The 20,245-nt window shown below is 64.8% G+C and carries 21 protein-coding genes; 14 read left to right on the forward strand and 7 right to left on the reverse strand.

Annotated elements, in window-relative coordinates; genetic code table 11:
- Nucleotides 1–244: 244 nt before the first annotated feature.
- Nucleotides 245–2,416 (reverse strand): L,D-transpeptidase family protein, encoded by a 2,172-nt coding sequence (locus BM190_RS12265; protein ID WP_092254725.1) that lies wholly within the window; start codon nucleotides 2,414–2,416, stop codon nucleotides 245–247.
- Between the two features lie 346 nt (nucleotides 2,417–2,762).
- A complete protein-coding gene (locus BM190_RS12270; RefSeq protein ID WP_092254728.1) occupies nucleotides 2,763–4,259 on the reverse strand; it encodes a sigma-54-dependent transcriptional regulator in 1,497 nt (498 codons plus the stop codon).
- A gap of 127 nt (nucleotides 4,260–4,386) precedes the next feature.
- On the opposite strand from BM190_RS12270, the gene BM190_RS12275 reads away from it, so the two are divergent.
- From BM190_RS12275 to BM190_RS12330, 12 genes are all read left to right on the forward strand, one after another.
- Nucleotides 4,387–6,294, forward strand: a complete 1,908-nt coding sequence (locus BM190_RS12275; protein ID WP_092254731.1) for a M3 family oligoendopeptidase — start codon at nucleotides 4,387–4,389, stop codon at nucleotides 6,292–6,294.
- A 77-nt stretch (nucleotides 6,295–6,371) separates the two neighbouring features.
- Complete coding sequence (locus tag BM190_RS12280; RefSeq protein WP_092254734.1) at nucleotides 6,372–6,638, forward strand: AbrB/MazE/SpoVT family DNA-binding domain-containing protein; 267 nt, start codon at nucleotides 6,372–6,374, stop codon at nucleotides 6,636–6,638.
- On the forward strand, nucleotides 6,635–7,021 hold the full coding sequence (locus BM190_RS12285; RefSeq protein WP_092254737.1) for a type II toxin-antitoxin system death-on-curing family toxin: 387 nt from the start codon (nucleotides 6,635–6,637) through the stop codon (nucleotides 7,019–7,021). The genes BM190_RS12280 and BM190_RS12285 overlap by 4 nt, the downstream gene beginning before the upstream one ends.
- A gap of 97 nt (nucleotides 7,022–7,118) precedes the next feature.
- Complete coding sequence (locus tag BM190_RS12290) at nucleotides 7,119–7,271, forward strand: aa3-type cytochrome c oxidase subunit IV (RefSeq protein WP_018317799.1); 153 nt, start codon at nucleotides 7,119–7,121, stop codon at nucleotides 7,269–7,271.
- A gap of 137 nt (nucleotides 7,272–7,408) precedes the next feature.
- Nucleotides 7,409–8,536, forward strand: coding sequence for a Re/Si-specific NAD(P)(+) transhydrogenase subunit alpha (locus BM190_RS12295; RefSeq protein ID WP_092254740.1), 1,128 nt, complete (start codon nucleotides 7,409–7,411; stop codon nucleotides 8,534–8,536).
- A gap of 11 nt (nucleotides 8,537–8,547) precedes the next feature.
- Nucleotides 8,548–8,865, forward strand: a complete 318-nt coding sequence (locus BM190_RS12300) for a proton-translocating transhydrogenase family protein (RefSeq protein WP_018317801.1) — start codon at nucleotides 8,548–8,550, stop codon at nucleotides 8,863–8,865.
- A 38-nt stretch (nucleotides 8,866–8,903) separates the two neighbouring features.
- Entirely contained in the window at nucleotides 8,904–10,301 is a 1,398-nt protein-coding gene (locus BM190_RS12305; RefSeq protein ID WP_018317802.1) for an NAD(P)(+) transhydrogenase (Re/Si-specific) subunit beta, read from the forward strand.
- Between the two features lie 218 nt (nucleotides 10,302–10,519).
- Nucleotides 10,520–11,317: an alpha/beta hydrolase gene (locus BM190_RS12310; RefSeq protein ID WP_092254922.1), complete on the forward strand. Its 798-nt coding sequence runs from the start codon at nucleotides 10,520–10,522 to the stop codon at nucleotides 11,315–11,317.
- Nucleotides 11,271–12,749 carry a sodium:proton antiporter gene (locus BM190_RS12315; RefSeq protein ID WP_092254743.1) on the forward strand — a complete coding sequence of 493 codons (1,479 nt, stop codon included), beginning with the start codon at nucleotides 11,271–11,273 and terminating at the stop codon, nucleotides 12,747–12,749. Before BM190_RS12310 ends, BM190_RS12315 begins: the two co-directional genes overlap by 47 nt.
- A gap of 50 nt (nucleotides 12,750–12,799) precedes the next feature.
- Entirely contained in the window at nucleotides 12,800–13,897 is a 1,098-nt protein-coding gene (locus tag BM190_RS12320) for a calcium:cation antiporter (RefSeq protein WP_092254745.1), read from the forward strand.
- 26 nt (nucleotides 13,898–13,923) lie between these two features.
- The gene (locus tag BM190_RS12325; protein ID WP_092254748.1) at nucleotides 13,924–14,208 is read left to right on the forward strand and encodes a cupin domain-containing protein; all 285 of its coding nucleotides are present in this window, start codon (nucleotides 13,924–13,926) and stop codon (nucleotides 14,206–14,208) included.
- Nucleotides 14,209–14,300: 92 nt separating this feature from the next.
- Nucleotides 14,301–15,257, forward strand: a complete 957-nt coding sequence (locus BM190_RS12330) for a hypothetical protein (protein WP_092254751.1) — start codon at nucleotides 14,301–14,303, stop codon at nucleotides 15,255–15,257.
- Between the two features lie 25 nt (nucleotides 15,258–15,282).
- Here the strand turns inward: BM190_RS12330 and BM190_RS12335 are convergent, their stop codons facing one another.
- Nucleotides 15,283–15,933, reverse strand: a complete 651-nt coding sequence (locus tag BM190_RS12335) for a tetratricopeptide repeat protein (protein ID WP_092254754.1) — start codon at nucleotides 15,931–15,933, stop codon at nucleotides 15,283–15,285.
- Nucleotides 15,934–16,204: 271 nt separating this feature from the next.
- Complete coding sequence (gene rpsU, locus BM190_RS12340; RefSeq protein ID WP_008546194.1) at nucleotides 16,205–16,501, reverse strand: 30S ribosomal protein S21; 297 nt, start codon at nucleotides 16,499–16,501, stop codon at nucleotides 16,205–16,207.
- Between the two features lie 262 nt (nucleotides 16,502–16,763).
- Here rpsU and aqpZ point away from each other — a divergent pair, with 262 nt between their 5' ends.
- Nucleotides 16,764–17,486, forward strand: a complete 723-nt coding sequence (aqpZ, locus tag BM190_RS12345; protein ID WP_018317810.1) for an aquaporin Z — start codon at nucleotides 16,764–16,766, stop codon at nucleotides 17,484–17,486.
- Between the two features lie 37 nt (nucleotides 17,487–17,523).
- Here the strand turns inward: aqpZ and BM190_RS12350 are convergent, their stop codons facing one another.
- Together BM190_RS12350 and purE are read right to left on the reverse strand one after the other, a co-directional pair.
- On the reverse strand, nucleotides 17,524–18,630 hold the full coding sequence (locus BM190_RS12350; protein ID WP_018317811.1) for a 5-(carboxyamino)imidazole ribonucleotide synthase: 1,107 nt from the start codon (nucleotides 18,628–18,630) through the stop codon (nucleotides 17,524–17,526).
- The gene (gene purE, locus BM190_RS12355) at nucleotides 18,627–19,115 is read right to left on the reverse strand and encodes a 5-(carboxyamino)imidazole ribonucleotide mutase (RefSeq protein WP_018317812.1); all 489 of its coding nucleotides are present in this window, start codon (nucleotides 19,113–19,115) and stop codon (nucleotides 18,627–18,629) included. The genes BM190_RS12350 and purE overlap by 4 nt, the downstream gene beginning before the upstream one ends.
- A gap of 141 nt (nucleotides 19,116–19,256) precedes the next feature.
- Between purE and BM190_RS12360 the strand changes: the two genes are divergently transcribed.
- The gene (locus BM190_RS12360) at nucleotides 19,257–19,982 is read left to right on the forward strand and encodes a GGDEF domain-containing protein (RefSeq protein WP_177237045.1); all 726 of its coding nucleotides are present in this window, start codon (nucleotides 19,257–19,259) and stop codon (nucleotides 19,980–19,982) included.
- On the opposite strand, the gene BM190_RS12365 is transcribed toward BM190_RS12360, so the two are convergent.
- Nucleotides 19,979–20,230: a hypothetical protein gene (locus BM190_RS12365; protein WP_018317814.1), complete on the reverse strand. Its 252-nt coding sequence runs from the start codon at nucleotides 20,228–20,230 to the stop codon at nucleotides 19,979–19,981. The genes BM190_RS12360 and BM190_RS12365 overlap by 4 nt on opposite strands.
- Nucleotides 20,231–20,245: the final 15 nt, after the last annotated feature.

Genomic DNA, 20,245 nt, shown 5'->3' on the forward strand with positions numbered 1-20,245 from the left:
CTCTCCCGCCAACCCCGTAGCAGCGCGAAAGAGGATGAACGCTTTCTTAAAGCAAGAAGGTTAATTCGAGGTTGACCTTCCCGCCCCCAAACCAAGTCAGACTACAATCCTAACCCGTTGAGTGTGGCAAAAAAACGCCCGGTGCCGGGAGCCAGGTGGACAATGGTTAACGTTAAACGGCCCCATCCATGGGACGGGGCCGTTGATATCGTTGTGAAATTCGAAAAGCCGGGTCCGCGCAGGCTTACCGGGTGAACACCCGCTGCTGCTGTGGCCGGCGGCCGACCGGAGCCGGCGGGGGCGTCGGCGCCCCGCCTCCGAAGAGCCGCTCGAAGAAGTTCGGGCCGGAGGACCCGAAGCCGCCGCCATTGTTGGCCACCGCCACGCCCGAGGGCAGGGTCGTCGCCGGGCGCGAATAGCTCGGCTGCGAGTGCGCAACGACGGCCTCGAGATCCTTGCCGCGGTTGTTCTTCAGGATGTTGATCATGGTCGCGTCGCGGCCATAGACGTCCTTGCGGAACTGCAGCTTGCCGGCATCGTCCACAAAGGCGGTCTGATAGGTGATGTTGACCGGGACCGGGGTCGGGAATTTCAGGTCGATCTCGCTCTTGCCGTACATGCTGCGCACGCGCTCGGGCGTGTACTTCTCGTTCGGCATGGTGATGTTGAGCAGCACGGACGCGTACTGATCCGGGTTCTGCACGCGCATGCAGCCATGGCTGAAGGCGCGATCTTCCCTGGCGAACAGGTTCTTGTCCGGCGTGTCGTGCTGATAGACCAGGAACTTGTTCGGGAAGTTGAAGCGGATGCGGCCGAGCGCGTTGGCCTCACCGGGCGGCTGCGAGATGTGCACCGAGCCGTCGCGGTTCTGTTCGAGCTTGAGGCCCATGCGCTGGAGCACGGTCGGGTCCTGCTGCAACGCCGGCAGGTACTCGTTGTAGACGATCGACGGCGGCACGTTCCAGGTCGGATTGACCGTGATGTACTTCATCGTCTCGGTGAGCAGCGGGGTCGCGTGCGTGCCTGGCTTGCCGGTGACGACACGGGTGGTCCAGACCTGCTGGCCGCGCTGCATCACCTTCAGCGTGTAGTCGGGAATGTTGAGGATCACATAGGCATCGCCCAGCGCGGGCGCGCCGAGATCGCGCGGCAGCCAGCGCCAGCGCTCCATGTTCACCAGCACCACGTCGATCTGCTTGTCGCGCTTCGGGGTGTTGAGCGCCTTGACCGTCTTGTCGTCGAGGATGCCGGTCGCCTTCATCTCGGCGCCGCTCTGGAATTTTCGCACGGCGTCGGCGACCGCTGCGTCATAGCGGGTGTCGCTGGCGTTCTCGGCAAGGCCGAGCTTGGTGCGGAGTTGCGGCACGCGCGGATCTTCCACGACGATCTCAGCCTGCTTCTTGCTGGCCGGGGTGTATTTCAGCGCCGGACCATCGGCGATCTCGATCGCCGGGCTGCTGCCCTGACCGCGAAGCTCCGCGAGCTTGGCCTTCAGCTCCTTGTAGAGCTTGTGGGGCGGATTGTAGCTGTCGAGCGCAGCGGAGGCGTCCGTCGCGGTCGTGACCTTGGCGAGCACCTCGTTCGGGTCGACCGGATGCTCGGGATAGAGGATGTCGCCGCTGACCTGCGACCAATGCATGCGGCCGCTCTGGGCCTGGCGCGCATAGTCGAACATGCTGGCGGTGAGCTTGAGCTCGGCATCGGCCAGCGCATCGGGCGTGCTGGCGCTGGCGAAGTCCGGCACCGGATAGTCGGCGGGATTGAGGCCGTCGGACGCGGCGTCCTTCAGCCGCGCGATGACGCCTTTGGCCGCGGGGGTCAGGCTGCCGCCTTGCGTCCAGACCGGCGCGAAGTCCCGTGCGCCATAAAACTTCTCGATCGCCGCGCGCTCGTTCTTGCGGTCGAAATGGCGCGAAGCCTTGGCGCCGATGATGTCCTTGAGCTTGTCGGCGACCGGCTGGTCGGCGGCGGGAACGTTGCTCGCAGCCTTCACGGGCTCGGCGGCAGGGGCCGCAGCCGTGGCGGGTGCCGCAGGCGCAGCGGTTGCGGGCTCGGACTTCGCGGTGTCGCTCTTCGGCGCCTCGGGCGCGGGCGTGGTGGCGACGTCGGACGGCTTGGTTTCCACCTTCTCGGGGGCCGGGGCCGGCACGACGTCAGCCCTTGTAGGCTCCTTCGCCGGCTCCTTGGCGGAATCCTGCACCGTGGCGGTGGTGTCGAGCTTGATGTCGGATGCGGTCGGGGGCGGGACGTTGGCCGGCTCGGGGCGCGGGATCGCGGCTTCGATCGCGAGCTCGGCGGCGCTGCTGCGCGCCTGATCCTGCGCCAGGGCCGAGCTGGCCGACACCGTGAGGAAGGTTGCCGCGACCGTCATCAAGACACGGTCGAAGCCCGCACGGTGGTTCAAACAGTCACGCATTGTGTCGCACCCCTCGGGTGAACTGTCCCTCGTGGAACAGCTTTGTTATCGCCTATTGAGCTTCGGCTAAATCGCGCCGGCCTCTCGAAAGTTGCACGCCTGCACGCAACGATTCATACGTAGACGATATACAGGCCCCGGTTTTGCAGCCAGCGCTAACCGGGACAACTCACGCCAAACTGACTTCAAGGGAGCCTCTTGGCAACGGATTGTGCGCCTGCCCAGCGCGCTTTTCCCTGTGTCTGTCACTTCCAAGTCACGGTTCAAGAAGCAGTCGAATTCTGTCGTCATGCGAACGGCTTACAGCCGGTCTCGCATCGCCGCACGAACCCTCGTTCGCATGGGCTCAGTGCGTCTCCTCGCCGCTTTTCCCGCCATGTCCGGGAACCCCGGCCTCGTCGAGTTTGCGGTAGAGGGTGGACCGGCCGATTTTGAGGCGGCGGGCCACCTCGGACATCTGGCCGCGGTAGTGCGAGATCGCGAAGCGGATGATCTCGTTCTCCATGTCCTCGAGCGCGCGGACGTCGCCGGTGGGGGTCAGCATGGCCAGATTTCCCACAGCCGGGAGCGGCGCGATTGGTATTTCATTGCCCGATACCACCGAAGGGGTCGCCGCCGGCTCGAGCATCAGCGGAGCGGTCGGAATCTCGGTTACGGGATGCGGCGGCGAAGCGAGCAGAGGGAAGTCGCCGAGGCCGAGCTGGTCGCCGTCGCTCATCACCACAGCACGGTAGACCGCGTTCTCGAGCTGGCGGATGTTGCCGGGCCAGTCGAGCTGGGCAAGATGGGCCATGGCCTCGCCGCTGATGCCGGTGATCGCGCGGTTCTCCTCGGCGGCAAACCGCGCCAGGAAATGCCGGAGCAGATGCGGGATGTCCTCGCGCCGCGCCCGGAGCGAGGGGATCGTCAGCGGCAGCACGTGCAGACGATAGAACAGGTCTTCCCGGAAGTGTCCCTGTTTCACCCGCTCCAGCAGCCGACGATTGGTGGCCGAGACGATGCGGACGTCGACCTTGACGGGCTTGCGGCCGCCGACCGCCTCGACCGCGCCTTCCTGGAGCGCGCGCAGCAGCTTGACCTGCGCGGTCAGCGGCAGCTCGCTGACCTCGTCCAGAAACAGCGTGCCGCCATGGGCCTCGACGAACTTGCCCATGTGCCGCTCGGTGGCGCCGGTGAAAGCGCCCTTCTCGTGGCCGAACAGAATGGACTCGACGAGGTTGTCGGGGATCGCGCCGCAATTGACGGCGACGAAGGGCTTGGCCTTGCGCTCGCCACTGCCATGGATGGCTCGCGCGAACATCTCCTTGCCGACGCCGGACTCGCCTTCGATCAGAACGGGAATCGCGGAGTTCGCCGCCTTCTGCGCGGCGCGCATCACGCCTGCCATCGCCTCGGCGCGGGTGATGATGTCGGAGAAGGTCAGCCGGCCCTCGCGGCTGTGTCGGATGCGCTGCAATTCGCCCTTGAGCGCGGAGGCGTTGAGCGCGTTGCGCAGCGAGACCTGGAGCCGCTCCACACCAACCGGCTTGACCACGAAATCGGCCGCGCCGGCGCGCATCGCCGAGATCACGTTGTCGATGCCGCCATGGGCGGTCTGCACGATGACGGGGACGCTGAGACCTGCTTCGCGGATTTTCGCCAGCACGCCCATGCCGTCGAGGCCGGGCATCACGAGATCGAGGATGACGGCGTCGATGGCCGGAGCATCGGGCGCGGTGAGGGCTGCGATCGCGGCGTCACCGGAGTCCACGACGACCGTCTCATAGCCGCATTTCTGCACCATGTTCTCGACCAGCCGGCGGGCTACGGCGTCGTCGTCGGCGATCAAAATACTGGCAGCCATGGTGTTCCCCGCACGCTACTACTATCTGTCTCGAATCGGGGCACTCTGGCCGAAGCCGATTAACGCACTCTTAAACCTTGATGCCCCCGCCCGCCGTCGCGCTTGTTGAACACAGGTTTCCCACACAATGAATTCGCGCTCCAAGCCTGCTCTTAAAAAGTCCGCCCTCCACAAGCCAGCTGCCAAGACATCCGCCGCCAAGAAATCTACCGTCAAGACGAAGTCCTCCGGGTCTTCACGCGCAAAGCCTGCGAGCAAGACCGGCAAGCTTCCGGAGTGGAACCTTGCCGATCTCTATTCCGGGATCGATGCGCCGGAAGTGGCGCGCGATCTCGAAAAGATGGATGCCGACTGCGTCGCGTTCGAGACGGACTACAAGGGCAAGCTGGCGACAGGGACAGCAAACGAAGATGGCGGAAAATGGCTCGCGGAAGCCGTGCGACGCTATGAGGCAATCGACGATCTTGCCGGCCGGCTCGGTTCCTATGCCGGGCTCATCCACGCCGGCGACAGCGTCGACCCTGCGATTTCAAAGTTTTACGGCGATGTGTCGGAGCGGCTGACGGCGGCGTCCACGCATTTGCTGTTCTTCGCGCTCGAGCTCAACCGTGTCGATGACGATATTTTGAACCGGGCCATGCAAGCGCCCGAGCTCGCGCACTACCGTCCCTGGATCGAGGATCTGCGCAAGGAGAAGCCATATCAGCTCGACGACAAGCTCGAGCAGCTTTTCCTGGAGAAGGCGCAGACCGGCTATTCCGCCTTCAACCGGCTGTTCGACCAGACCATCTCCGGACTGCGCTTCAAGGTCGGGGCCAAGGAGCTGGCGATCGAGCCGACGCTCAATCTGCTGCAGGACCGCGACGGCGCCAAGCGCAAGAGCGCGGCCGAGGCACTGGCAAAAACCTTCAAGGCCAACGAGCGCACCTTTGCGCTGATCACCAACACGCTCGCCAAGGACAAGGACATCTCCGACCGCTGGCGCGGCTTCCAGGACGTCGCGGATTCCCGCCATCTCAACAACCGCGTCGAGCGCGAGGTGGTGGATGCGCTGGTCGCCTCGGTGCAGGCTGCCTATCCAAAGTTGTCGCATCGCTATTACGCGTTGAAGGCGAAGTGGTTCGGCAAGAAGCGGCTGGCTTATTGGGATCGCAACGCGCCGCTGCCGTTTGCCGCGACGGACGTCATCGGCTGGCCCGATGCGCGCAACATGGTGCTGACGGCCTATCGCGGCTTCTCGCCCAAAATGGCTGATATCGCCGAGCGCTTCTTCACCGATCGCTGGATCGACGCGCCGGTGCGGCCGGGCAAGGCGCCCGGCGCATTCTCGCATCCGACCACGCCCTCGGCGCACCCTTATGTGCTGATGAACTACCAGGGCAAGCCGCGCGACGTGATGACGCTCGCCCACGAGCTCGGCCATGGCGTGCATCAGGTGCTGGCGGCGAAGAACGGCGCGCTGATGGCGCCGACGCCGCTGACGCTGGCGGAGACCGCAAGCGTGTTCGGCGAGATGCTCACGTTCAGGCGGCTCCTTGCCCAGACCAAAAATGCAAAACAGCGCCAGGCGCTGCTGGCCGGCAAGGTCGAGGACATGATCAACACCGTGGTGCGGCAGATCGCGTTCTACTCGTTCGAGCGCGCGGTCCACACCGAGCGCAAGAACGGCGAGCTCACCGCGACCCGGCTCGGCGAGATCTGGCTGTCGGTGCAGGGCGACAGCCTCGGGCCGGCAATCGAGATCAAGGCGGGTTACGAGAACTACTGGATGTATATCCCGCACTTCATCCATTCACCGTTCTACGTCTACGCCTACGCGTTCGGCGATTGCCTCGTGAACTCGCTCTATGCTGTCTACGAGAACGCGAACGAGGGCTTTGCCGAGCGCTATCTCGACATGCTCGCCGCCGGCGGCACCAAGCATTATTCCGAGCTGCTGCGGCCGTTCGGACTGGATGCCAAGGACCCGAAATTCTGGGACGGCGGTCTCTCGGTCATCGCCGGGATGATCGACGAACTTGAGGCGATGGGCTGAGGCGGTGGGCGGCCCGTAAAACATTTGTTGAACTTCTGTTCGCCGGACGTTATACAGATGTATAACGAGGTGCGGCCATGAACGAGAAGGCGGACCCCAAGGACCTGAAGAGCGGCTCTACCGTGCTTCAGGTCCGCAAGATCGGCAATTCCATCGGCGTTATCCTACCGAAGGAACTTGCCGGTCGTCTGAATCTCAAAGAGGGCGACAAGCTGTTTCCGGTCGAGCAGTCGGACGGTGGCGTCTTGTTGACGCCGCATGATCCCGACTTCGAAAAAGCGATGGAGATCGCACGGCGAAGCATGAAGCGTTATCACAACGCCCTCGCCGAACTCGCCAAATGAGCGAGCCGTTCTGGCTGACGCGTCGGATCATCATTGCGATCCACGACGAACAACTGGCGATCCATGGCGGCGCAAGCGGCCTTCGAGATGAAGGCATGCTCGAATCCGCGCTCGATCGGCCCAGAAACAAATGGTCTTACGAGAGCGCCGATCTTCCCGAATTGGCGGCGGCGTACGCCTTCGGCATCGCGCGCAACCGTCCGTTCGTCGACGGCGATAAGCGCACGTCGCTGCTGGCGTTGTACACGTTTCTCGGCGTGAACGGCATCGACTTCGTTGTACCCGAGGCTGAAGCGGCAGCCATCATCCTGTCGCTCGCTGCCGGCGAGGTCAGCGAGGAGAACCTGACGCGCTGGATCCGCGACAATTGGGATTCCAAATGACCTGATTTGCAGGAAAACCGCGTCCCGGTGCCGTTGCCCTGCCCGAAACTTTGCGGTATCCCAGCCCAAGAATTCGACTTTCGACTGGGGACAATCCATGGCTGATCATAGCGAAGTGGCGTACAGCACCGCCGACGGCAACGACTACGTTGCTCACGAGCAGACCTACGAGGGCTTCATCAAGCTGGTGAAGTACGGCACGGCCTCGGTCGCGCTCATCGTGATCCTGATGGCGATCTTCCTGACCTGATCTGTCGGCAGCTGCCCACGCCAGCGGCAGCAGCTGCCCAGAATATTTGCATCCAAGCCGGTGCCAAAACCGGTATCGAACGCCGCGGGAGTAACGCTTAGTTTGCGCGCGCGCTGTCCCGCGCCGCCGGAGGACCTATGAAGATCGCCGTTGCCAAGGAAATCGATCCGCTCGAGCCGCGAGTCGCCGCTTCGCCCGATACGGTGAAGAAGTTCAAGGCGCTGGGCGCCGAGATCGCCGTCGAGCCGGGCGCCGGCATCAAATCGGGCCTGCCTGATTCCGAATTCACCGCCGTGGGTGCCACCGTCAGCGCAGATGCGCTGAAGGATGCCGACATCATCATCAAGGTGAAGCGCCCTGAAGCCTCCGAGCTCGCGCAGTACAAGCGCGGTGCGCTCGTCATCGCCATCATGGACCCCTACGGGAACGAGGCTGCGCTGAAGACGATCGCCGATGCCGGCGTCTCCGCCTTCGCGATGGAATTGATGCCGCGCATCACGCGCGCGCAGGTGATGGACGTGCTGTCCTCGCAGGCGAACCTTGCCGGCTACCGCGCCGTGATCGAGGGCGCCGAGGCGTTCGGCCGCGCCTTCCCGATGATGATGACCGCCGCCGGCACCGTGCCCGCGGCCAAGGTGTTCGTGATGGGGGTCGGCGTTGCCGGCCTCCAGGCGATCGCGACCGCGCGCCGTCTCGGCGCCGTCGTCACCGCGACCGACGTGCGGCCCGCGACCAAAGAGCAGGTCGAATCGCTCGGCGCGAAATTCCTCGCCGTCGAGGACGAGGAGTTCAAGAACGCGCAGACCGCCGGCGGCTACGCCAAGGAAATGTCTAGGGAATACCAGGCCAAGCAGGCCGCGCTCACCGCCGAGCACATCAAGAAGCAGGACATCGTGATCACCACGGCGCTGATTCCGGGTCGGCCCGCGCCGAAGCTCGTCTCCGGCGAGATGGTCAAGTCGATGAAGCCGGGCTCGGTGCTGGTCGATCTCGCCGTCGAGCGCGGCGGCAATGTCGAGGGCGCGAAGGCCGGCGAGGTCGTCGACCGCGATGGCATCAAGATCGTCGGCTACACCAACGTCGCCGGCCGCGTTGCCGCCTCGGCTTCCAGCCTCTACGCGCGCAATCTGTTCTCCTTCATCGAGACCATGGTCGACAAGAAGGAGAAGAAGCTCGCCGTGAACTGGGACGACGAGCTGGTCAAGGCGACCGCGCTCACGAAAGACGGCGCCGTCATCCACCCGAACTTCCAGCCGAAGGTTTAAGGAGACCCGCCATGGAGCATGCTGCACAGGTCGTCGACCCCTTCATCTTCCGGCTGTCGATCTTCGTCCTCGCCGTCTTCGTCGGCTATTTCGTGGTGTGGTCGGTGACACCGGCCCTGCACACGCCGCTGATGAGCGTGACCAACGCGATCTCCTCGGTGATCGTGGTCGGCGCGTTGCTTGCCGGCGGCGTCGCGAACGTCTCGAGTGGCTCGGGCTGGGCCCGCGCCTTCGGCTTTGTCGCGCTCATTTTCGCCTGCGTGAACATTTTTGGCGGCTTCCTTGTCACCCAGCGCATGCTGGCGATGTACAAGAAGAAGTCGAAGTAAGCGGCCACCTCGGGCTGAAGGATTAATGGGGACCTGAGATGAGCGCCAACCTCTCTGCATTTTTGTATCTCGTGGCGGGAGTGCTGTTCATCCTGTCGCTGCGCGGGCTGTCCAGCCCGGCTTCGTCGCGCCAGGGCAATCTGTTCGGCATGATCGGCATGGCGATTGCGGTCGCCACCACGCTGGCCAACCATCCGCCGGCAGACGGCCTCGCCTGGGTGCTCGTCATCGTCGGCATCGCCATCGGCGGCGCGATCGGCGCGGTGATCGCCCGCCGCGTGCCGATGACCTCGATGCCGGAACTGGTCGCCGCCTTCCACTCGCTGGTCGGCATGGCCGCGGTGCTGGTCGCCGCCGGCGCGTTCTACGCGCCCGAAGCCTTCGACATCGGCACCCCCGGCAACATCCATCCGCAGAGCCTGGTCGAGATGTCGCTCGGCGTCGCCATCGGCGCGCTGACCTTCACCGGCTCGGTGATCGCGTTCCTGAAGCTGTCCGCACGCATGAGCGGCGCGCCGATCATCCTGCCCGCCCGTCACATCATCAACATCGCGATTGCGGTGGCGCTGGTGTTCTTCATCGTCCGCCTGGTCCTCACCGGCGGCGCGCTCGACTTCTGGCTGATCGTCATCCTGGCGCTGGCGCTCGGCGTGCTCATGATCATCCCGATCGGCGGCGCCGACATGCCGGTCGTGATCTCGATGCTGAACTCGTACTCGGGTTGGGCTGCGGCCGGCATCGGCTTCACGCTCGGCAATTCCGCGCTGATCATCACCGGCGCGCTGGTCGGCTCCTCGGGCGCGATCCTGTCCTACATCATGTGCCACGCGATGAACCGGTCCTTCATCTCGGTCATCCTCGGCGGCTTCGGCGGCGAGACCGCGGCGGCCGGCGGTGGCGGCGGCGAGCAGAAGCCCGCCAAGCTCGGCTCGGCCGACGACGCGGCCTTCATCATGAAGAACGCCCAGAAGGTCATCATCGTGCCCGGCTACGGCATGGCGGTGGCGCAGGCGCAGCACGCGCTGCGCGAGATGGGCGACATCCTGAAGAAGGAAGGCGTCGAGGTGAAATACGCCATTCACCCGGTCGCCGGCCGAATGCCCGGCCACATGAACGTGCTGCTCGCCGAAGCCAACGTCCCCTATGACGAGGTGTTCGAGCTCGAGGACATCAACTCCGAGTTCGCGCAGGCCGACATCGCCTTCGTGATCGGCGCCAACGACGTCACCAATCCGGCGGCCGAGGAGGACAAGACCTCGCCGATCTACGGCATGCCCGTGCTGCAGGTCTGGAAGGCCGGCACCGTGATGTTCATCAAGCGCTCGCTGGCGTCCGGCTATGCCGGCATCGACAATCCGCTGTTCTACCGCGACAACACCATGATGCTGCTCGGCGACGCCAAGAAGGTCACCGAGAACATCGTCAAGGCGATGTAGCACGCGAAGGAAACGGACCGTGGCCATCAACAGGGATTGGCACCGGTCTCATCGCATGCCTCTCAAGGCGACGCGCGAGCAGCGCGTCGCATGGCATGCCGCCCACAAGGCGGCGTGCGGCTGCCGGGACGTACCGGCGAGCCTCCGGCCCGACGTCATGAAATTGCTGCGGAGCCGTCGCAAGCCCTGAGCCTGAACCGGGGGCCGGCCGCGCAATGATCACCATCGCCAAATGGACCGTCATTCTGCTTGCGACCGTCTATCTCGCCGGGCTCCTCGTGCTCTATGCCCGGCAGCGCGAGATGCTGTTTCCGATACCGACCGCCAAGCGGACCCCGCCTGAGGCGGCAGATTGTCCCGAGGCGGAGGAGCATGTCCTGACCACCTCGGATGGCGAGAAGATCATCGTCTGGCACGTGCCGGCGAGGCCCGGTCGTCCCGTGATCCTGTATTTTCCGGGCAATGGCGACTTTCTTGCCGGCCGTGTCAGCCGCTTCAAGGTCATGACGGCAGATGGCACCGGCCTCGTTGCGCTGTCCTACCGCGGCTATGCCGGCTCGAGCGGCGCGCCGAGCGAGGAGGGGCTGCTGCGCGATGCCGCCGCCGCCTACGCCTTCACCACGGCGCGCTACACGGCGGAACGAATCGTCGCCTGGGGCTTCTCGCTCGGGACCGGCGTGGCGGTCGCGCTCGCCGCAGAACAGCGTGTTGGAAAGCTGGTCCTGGAGGCGCCCTATACGTCGACGGCCGACATTGCATCTTCGTCATTCTGGTTCGTGCCGGTGCGCCTCTTGATGCGCGATCCGTTCCCTTCCGACCAGCGGATCGCGCGCGTCACGGTGCCGCTCCTGGTGATGCATGGCACCAATGACCTTGTCATTTCAATCGTGTTCGGAGAACGTCTGTTCGCGCTCGCGCATGAACCGAAGCAGTTCGTTCGCTTTGCGGGCGGCGGACATGACAATCTCGATGCATTCGGTGCGATCGAAACGGCAAGGCGCTTCATTGGAGAATAAACGACTCGTCACGCGAATCCCGGCCGTATCGCTCGTTGCCATCCTCACCTTGTTGCCGCAGCCGGCCTGGGCCGCAGCCGGGCTCGATGGTGCGGCGATGCGCTGGCCCTATGCGCTGCCCTTTGCCGGCCTGTTGCTGTCGATCGCGCTCGGACCGCTGTTGTTTCCGAAAGTCTGGCACCATCATTACGGCAAGATCGCCGCTGCTTGGTCGCTGGCGGCGCTCGTCTCACTCGTGATTTTTGCCGGAAGCGCGGTCACGCTGGCTGTGCTCGTGCACGCTCTGCTCGCCGAATATCTTGGCTTCATCGTGCTGCTGTTCGCGCTCTATGTCGTGGCCGGCGGCATTCTCATTACCGGCGACATCAAGGCCACGCCAGCGATCAATGCTGGCATCCTCGCGCTCGGCACGCTGGGTGCAAGCATTGTCGGCACCACGGGTGCCGCGATGATCCTGATCCGTCCGCTGATCCGCGCCAACCGGCCGCGGCGCCACAATGCCCATGTCATCATCTTCTTCATCATCCTGGTCGCCAATGTCGGCGGCGCGCTGAGCCCGCTCGGCGATCCCCCGCTCTTCGTCGGTTTCCTGCACGGCGTCGACTTCTTCTGGACCACGCGGAGCATCTGGCTGCAGACCGCGATCGTCGCCGGATTGCTGCTCGCGATCTTCACCGCCATCGATTTCTGGCGCTTCCGCAGCGAACCTCAGCTCAGCGACGCCGGTCCCGCGGATCCGGTCCGCATTCGCGGTCTCGTCAACCTCGTGCTGATCGCAGCCATCGTCGCGAGCCTGCTGGCCTCGGCGATGTGGAAGCCCGCTGTTGCTTTCGACATTCTCGGAACGAAGCTGGGGCTGGAAGACATCGCGCGCAATGTGGCGCTGCTTTCCATTGCGGCGCTGTCGGTGTGGTTGACACCGGACGAGCACAGGGAGGCCAACGGCTTCACCTGGGAGCCGATCCGCGAGGTCGCAAAACTGTTCGCGGGCATCTTCGTCGCCATCATCCCGGTCATTGCCATGCTCAATGCCGGCCACCACGGCGCCTTCGCCTGGCTGTTGTCGGCCGTGACGGCACCGGACGGTGCGCCGCGCGAGGTCGCCTATTTCTGGTTCACCGGCCTGATGTCAGCGTTTCTCGACAATGCGCCGACCTATCTGTTGTTCTTCCAGCTTGCCGGCGGTGATCCGCAAACGCTGATGCACGAGCTGTCGGGCACGCTCGCGTCGATTTCGATGGGCGCCGTCTACATGGGAGCGCTCACCTATATCGGCAATGCGCCGAACTTCATGGTCAGCAGCATCGCGAGCGAGAACGGCATCGAGATGCCGAGCTTCTTCGGCTATCTCTTGCGTGCCGGCGCCGTGCTGATCCCGCTGTTCATGCTGCTGACGCTGCTGCCGGTCGCTCCGATCCTGCGCTGGCATTGAATCTGCCGGCCGATTTGCTACTGCTCGTCTTCAGTGATTGGAGCCGGTAGATGAGCGCGCATAATCCGATGCCCCGGTCGGCCTGGATCTTTCCGGCGCTGGCCGTGCTGTTGTTCGCAGCCGTCAGCGCGACGGGCTACGTCTTCACGCTGTCGTTGGGCGGGCTCGTCTTCGCCATCGTCCTTCTGGTTATCCTGTTCGGCACCGTGTTCGCCGCGGTTCATCATGCCGAAGTGATCGCCGAGCGGGTCGGCGAGCCCTATGGCACGCTGGTGCTGACGCTCTCGGTGACCGTCATCGAGGTGGCGCTGATCACCACGATCATGCTGGGCGACAAGCCCGCCCCGGAACTGGCGCGCGACACCGTGTTCGCCGTGGTCATGATCGTCTGCAACGGCCTCGTCGGGCTCTGCATCTTCATCGGCGGCCTGCGCTATCGCGAGCAGGGCTTTCAGCTCTCGGGGGCCAACGTCTATCTCAGCGTCCTGTTCGCGCTCGCGACCATCACGCTGATCATGCCGAACTACACGACCACCGCGCCGGGGCCGGTCTATTCGGCGGTTCAGCTCGGTTTCGTCGACGTGGTCACGCTCGCGCTGTACGGAGTGTTCCTCTACACCCAGACCGTCCTGCACAAGGATTACTTCGTCCATGAACGGGCTGACGGCGGCAGCGGCGTGGCGCATCTGCCGGGCCGGATGTTGGTGGTCAGCGTCGTGCTGCTGCTGATTGCGCTGCTGGCCGTGGTGCTGCTCGCCAAGAAGTTTTCGCTGGTGGTGGACGCCGTCGCGGCCAAGATCGGCGCGCCGCCGGCCTTTGCCGGCCTTCTGGTCGCGCTCCTGATCCTGATGCCGGAAGGCGTCGCGGCGGTATCGGCGGCCCGCAAGAACGACCTCCAGAAGAGCATCAACCTCGCGCTCGGCTCGTCCCTCGCCACCATCGGGCTGACCATCCCGGCGGTGGGGGTCGCCACCTACGCGCTCGACAAGGAGCTCACGCTCGGCCTCAGCGCCCAGGGCAGTGTGCTTTTGCTCCTGACCTTCTTCCTGAGCATGCTGACCTTCGGCACCGGCAGGACCAATGTCCTGTTCGGGCTGGTCCATATGGTGGTATTTGCCGTCTACGCCTTCATGGTTTTCGTGCCCTGAAGCGCTGCGTCCCAAGAGAGGTTCCAATGCTTGCCGCCAAGTCCGAGGTCCAGGTCGACAACGAGGAGGTCCGGGTGACCGAATGGCGGCTTCCGCCCGGTAGCGCCACCGGCCATCACACCCACGGCATGGACTATGTGATTGTTCCCGTCGTTGCGGGAGAAATGACCATCGTGGCGCCGGGCGGCGAGCGGTCCAAGGCGCAACTGGCAGCCGGGAAATCCTACTTCCGCAAGGCGGGCGTCCAACATGACGTACTTAACGAAACCTCAACCGAGATCGTGTTCCTTGAGATCGAGCTAAAGCCGTAGATCCGGCCTTAACACTTGCCATCGATCCGTCGCAGTTGATCCCTTACAATGCCCTAAAGTTCCCGCATCAGATCGCGCGGGGAGTGGCCGGAATGCTGAAATACCTCGCTAAAATCTCGATGGATATTTTCCCCTCGGTGCTCGCGACGATCATCGGGGCGTACATCGTTAACCACTACATCAACGCCAAGCCGGCGGCTGATGCCCCTGCGGCCGTCGTGGCCCCTGCCGAGGCCGGCAAGAACGGCAAACCCGCCGATGTCGCCAATCTCCCTGCGCCCGGCGTCAAGGCCAAAGGCATCCCCGAGAAGAGCGTGACGGACAAGCCGGCGGTCGAAAAGGCTGCCGATCAGCCGTCCGCCGAGCACAAGGCTGCCGATGTGGCCCCGGCCGAGGCCAGCCCGCGTGGCAAGCCGTCGGCGCGCGAGAAGGCGGTCGCCAAGTCGACCCCGGCCACCAGCACGCCCGCTCCCGCCGCTCCGGTGGTCGAGGCCAATTCGGCGCCGGCTGCTGCGGCTCCGGCCCCCGACGCCAACGACCTCGTGCGTGCCGCGATCGAGCGCCTGCGCAAGACTCCTGAGGGCAAATCTTCCGAGGGCAAGTCTTCCGAAGGAAAGTCGTCTGCCGAAACCAAACCTGCCGAGGTCAGGCCGTCCGAGACCAGGTCAGCCGAGAGGCCGACTGAGCCTGCCGTGCGGGAAGCAGCCCGCACGCCCGAGGCCCCGCGGGTCGTCAGCATGGAGCCGGCTACGGTCCGTCCGCTGCCGCCGCCGATCACGGTATCGACGCCCTCATCGGAGGCCTATGGCAAGGATGGCTCCTCGCCGGCCAATCCGCCCTACACGGCCTCGGTCGGCAACGATGATCCGAATCGGATGACGCCGCCGGCTGACATTCCCGTGCCGATGATCGCGCCACCGCTCGATCTGCGCGCCGACGCCGGTGGCTCCATGCCGCGGCCGAAGAAGACCAATGTCGCCGACGAGATGCTGTCGGGCATGAAGTCGATGTTCCACTCGGTTCTGCCGAAGAGCGCCACCCCCGATTAAGACGGCGCCTGCGCCGTCAAAACCGTCAGCCGCCGACACGGGCAAGACCGTTGCGCGCGGCGTCGTCGCGTGGGCGAAGCGAGACAGCCCTGGTGTAGGACGCCGCCGCCTTGGCTCTGTCGCCCAGCCGCTCATAGGCCTGTCCGCGCGTGGTCCAGACCTGGGCGTTGTGCGGATCGGCCTCGGAGGCCTCATCCAGATCGGCCGTGGCCTCCTTGACCTTGCCGAGCGCGAGATAGCTGGTGGCGCGGCCGAGCAGCGGCTCGACCTTCTGGGGATTGAGTCCGCTCGCAGCGCTGAAATCTGCGATGGCGAAGGCGTGCTGATTGTTGCCCTGGTAGATCAGGGCACGGCCATACAGCGCCTGCGCATTGTAGGGATCGAGTCCGACCGCGCGATTGAACTCATCGAGCGCTGCCGCGACCTCGCCTGACTTGGCCAGGGATTGGGCTTTTGCAGTGTGGGCCTGAGCTTCGGTGACGTTGCCGGCGCTCACCGCGCTCTCGGCGGGCGCAGCCGCCTGGGGGGCTTCCTGCGGCTTGTCCTTCTCCGGCATCAACGATCCCAGATCGAAGGAGCAGCCGCACAGCGCAATCCCCATCAATGCCAGCACGAACGGCGGCTGCCAGATCCGGCGTCGCCGCGCCAAGCCGCGCTGGGGGAAGGGGGAGGCCATCTGCGGTTCGCTCGCGCTAGAGCATGATCCGGACCCGAAGGGCCGCGTTGACGAAAAGTATGAAGCGGTTTTCCCTCGCGACAAAGGCGGAACGCGCTTGCGTAGAGATCAAGGTCAAACAACAAACTAAAGCGCGACGACGTTCAATCCAAATCTCATCGCGTTTGCGTGCCGCATCCGTGGTGCCTGGCCCAAAGAGCAGCGCGCACAAACAATGACGCGGGCCAGAGGCCCGCGTCATCGAAACTGAAATCTTGCAAAATTCGGTGAATCAGCGCGGTCCGCGCGGACCTGCACCCGGGCCGCCACGACCGCCGCGATCACCGCCGGGACCTGCGCCGAACACCGGCTTCGGCTTCATCGGCAGCAGGCCTTCGCGCTGCAGCTTCTTGCGGGCCAGCTTGCGCGCGCGGCGCACGGCTTCGGCCTTTTCGCGGGCCTTCTTCTCGGAGGGCTTCTCGTAATGACCGCGGAGCTTCATCTCGCGGAAAATTCCCTCGCGCTGCATCTTCTTCTTCAGAGCCTTGAGGGCTTGGTCGACATTGTTATCGCGAACGAGAACCTGCACGCGGCATCCTCTTCAGTGGATCGGATTTGAATTCTGGTAAGACGAAGGGGATGGCGAAAACGCGCAAGCCCTTAACCTTGAGGGCGCGGATGTATCAGACAAATCCCGGGATGTCCACCGGACAAGCGGGTTTTCGGGCCAAGTTCAGCCATTAAATGAGGCAAAAATACCTCTGTGCGGCCCTGATTTGGGCGATTCGACGCCAGGGATGGGGCCGTTTCCGGAGCTTTGTTCCGGAATCTTTGAAAGCAGGGGACTACACATGGATATCAAGAAATACGCTGCTGAAGCCATCGGCACCTTCTGGCTCACATTCGCAGGCTGCGGAAGCGCGGTGATCGCTGCCGGCTTCCCGCAGGTCGGAATCGGTCTGGTCGGTGTCTCCCTCGCATTCGGACTGAGCGTGGTCACCATGGCCTATGCGATCGGCCATATCTCCGGCTGCCATCTCAACCCGGCCGTCACGGTCGGTCTTGCCGCCGGCGGGCGTTTTCCGGCCGGGCAGATCCTGCCCTATGTGATCGCGCAGGTGGCCGGCGCGATCGTGGCCGCCTGGCTCCTCTACGTCATCGCGAGCGGAGCTCCCGGATTCGATGTCAGCAAGGGCTTCGCATCCAACGGCTATGATGCGCATTCGCCCGGCCAGTACAGCATGATCGTGTGCTTCCTCACCGAGGTGGTGATGACCATGATGTTCCTGTTCATCATCATGGGCGCGACCCATGGCCGCGCGCCCGCAGGCTTCGCGCCGCTCGCGATCGGGCTCGCGCTGGTGATGATCCATCTCGTCAGCATCCCCGTCACCAACACCTCGGTGAACCCGGCGCGCAGCACGGGCCCCGCGCTGTTCGTCGGCGGCTGGGCGACGGCGCAGCTCTGGCTGTTCTGGGTCGCACCGCTGATCGGCGGCGCGCTGGGCGGGGTGATCTATCGCTGGCTCAGCGAGGAGCCCACGGGCGTCGTCGCAGGCGCGAAGACGGCCTAATCGCGGAGCGGGATCGCAGCTCGAAGCTGCGGTCCCGCTACTTGCCTTTCGTCGGCCTGACTTCGGTGACGTGGCCCATCTTTCGGCCGGGACGCGGCGCACCCTTGCCGTAGATGTGCACGGTCGCGCCCGGCACGCTCAGCCACTTTTCGTAATCATTGATCTCGTCGCCGATCAGATTGGTCATGGTGACGATTTCGCCGTGGCGCACGGGCTTGCCGAGCGGCCAGCCGGCGATGGCGCGGATGTGCTGCTCGAACTGCGAGACCGAGGCGCCGTCGAGCGTCCAGTGCCCTGAATTGTGCACGCGCGGGGCGATCTCATTGACCAGCACCTTCGGGCCGGTGCCGTTGGCGAGCACGAACATCTCGACAGCGAGCACGCCGACATAGTCGAGCGCGCTTGCGATCTTGCCGGCGATGCTGCGTGCTTCCTCGGCAAGCGCAGGCGGGATCGGCGCGGGCGCGCGCGATATCTTCAGGATGTGGTCGCGGTGCTCGTTCTCGGTGACGTCGAAACACTCGACCTGGCCTGTGACCGAGCGTGCGGCGATCACGGAGATCTCGCGCTCGTAGGGCACGAAGGCTTCCAGGATCGCCGATTTGGTGGCGAGGCTGGTCCACACCTTGGCGATGTCGTCGCCCTCGCGGATGATGGCCTGGCCCTTGCCGTCATAACCGAAGCGGCGGGTCTTGAGCACGGCCGGAAGGCCGATCCTGGCGATCGCCTCGCGCAGCGAGGATACGGAGGTGACGTCGGCATAGGCTGCGGTGCCGATGCCGAGCCGCGTCACGAAATCCTTCTCGGCGAGCCGGTCCTGGGTGGTCTCGAGAATCTTGCGGTTGGGCAGGACGGGTCGGCGCGCGTCCAGCACCATCGCGGCGGCCGATGGCACGTTCTCGAATTCGTAGGTGATGACGTCGACGTCGTTGGCGAACAGTTCGAGCGCCTCGACATCGGCATATTCGGCGCAGGTCGCGTTCAATACGACGTCGAAGGCCGGCGAGTCCGGATCGGGCGAGAAAACCTGGCAGCGCAGGCCGAGCCGCGCCGCAGCCATGGCCAGCATCCGGCCCAATTGTCCGCCGCCGAGAATTCCGATGGTGTCACCGGGCTTCAGTTTCACCTGCCTGGTGTCGGTCACGCCTTGTCCTCCGGGCGCTCGGCGACCGCCTCGGTCTGCGCCTTGCGCCAGGCCGCGAGGCGATCGGACAAGGCCGGGTCGGACAACGCCAGGACGGCCGCCGCCAGCAGCGCGGCGTTGGTCGCGCCGGCCTTGCCGATGGCGAGGGTGCCGACCGGGATGCCGGCGGGCATCTGGACGATCGAATAGAGCGAATCGAGGCCCTTGAGCGTCTTGGATTCGACGGGAACGCCGAACACCGGGAGTTCGGTCAGCGCCGCCGCCATGCCGGGCAGGTGTGCAGCGCCACCTGCGCCGGCGATGATGACCTTGTAACCGGCGGCCTTGGCGCCCTTGGCGAAAGCAAAGAGACGGTCGGGGGTGCGGTGGGCCGAGACGATGCGGGTGTCGGCGGCGACGCCGAGCGCGGCAAGCGTGTCGGCGGCATGCCGCATCGTGTCCCAGTCCGACTGGCTTCCCATGATGATGGCGATCGGCGCGGTCATGACGTTAATTGTGCCCGAAAAACAGAAAGATAGGCCAGATTAACGGTTCCGGCCGGCGGCTCGCAAGGCGGTGGCAAGGAGAAGGGAATCCACTATCCTGTCTTGGTGAATCCCCGCAAGCCTTCATTGAGCAGGATGCCCATGAAGAAACCAAAAAGGGCAGGCGCTGCGAAGGCCAAAAAGGGCCGGAAGACCAGTGCCGGCCGATCCAAAACCGCCCCAAAACGGCTGACCAGGCGGCCGGCGAAGCCGCCGGGGCGTGACGCGTCGGGCGATGATGGGGCCAAGGATACCGTCAGGGCGACGATCCGGGGCTTGCGGACCAAGCTCAAGGAGGCGCAGCGCCGGGTCGCGGAACTGGAAGCTGCGGCCGACACCGATTTCCTGCTCGAGATTCCCAACCGGCGCGGCTTCGAGCGCGAGCTGGCGCGTGCCATCGCCTACATGAAGCGCTACCGCGCCAGCGGGGCACTGATCGTGCTCGACGTCGATCGGTTGAAGCCGATCAACGATTCGTTCGGTCATGGCGCCGGTGACGAGGTGCTCAAGGCGATTGCCGCCACGCTGACGCGGCAGGTCCGCGCCTCCGACGTGGTCGGGCGGCTGGGGGGCGACGAGTTCGCGCTGCTGCTGTGGAATCTCAGCGAGACCGACGCCAAGGCAAAGGCGGCCATCTTCGAGCAGGCGGTCGACGAATTGTCCTTTGTCTTTCGCGGCGAGCACGTGACCGCGGGCGCCTCCGCCGGTGTCGCGCTGCTGGGGGCGCAGTCCGACGCGGGCCGCGCCCTGGAGGAGGCCGATGCCGCCATGTATGTGCGCAAGGCGCACCGGCGGCACGAGCCGCGGGTCCGGCTGGTCGGCAGCTAAAGCGCGCTGAGATCTGGCGGTACGTTACCGAATGTCCGCAGCAATTTGGCGTCGCCAAACTCGCCGGTCAGGGGATCGCCGCTGCGGCTGAAGGCGACGGCGCCGATATGGCCGGCGCCGTGCGCCAGCATTTCCGCACGACGCAGGGCGGCAGCCGATGTCTGACATTCCTCGGCCGCACCTGCCACCGGCGATCCGTCCTCGTCGATCAGGAAGGGCAATGCAACGTAGTAGGTGACGTCGGGCATGGTCGGCTCCGATAG

The sequence above is a fragment of the Bradyrhizobium sp. Rc3b genome, assembly GCF_900114915.1.
GTDB lineage: Bacteria > Pseudomonadota > Alphaproteobacteria > Rhizobiales > Xanthobacteraceae > Bradyrhizobium.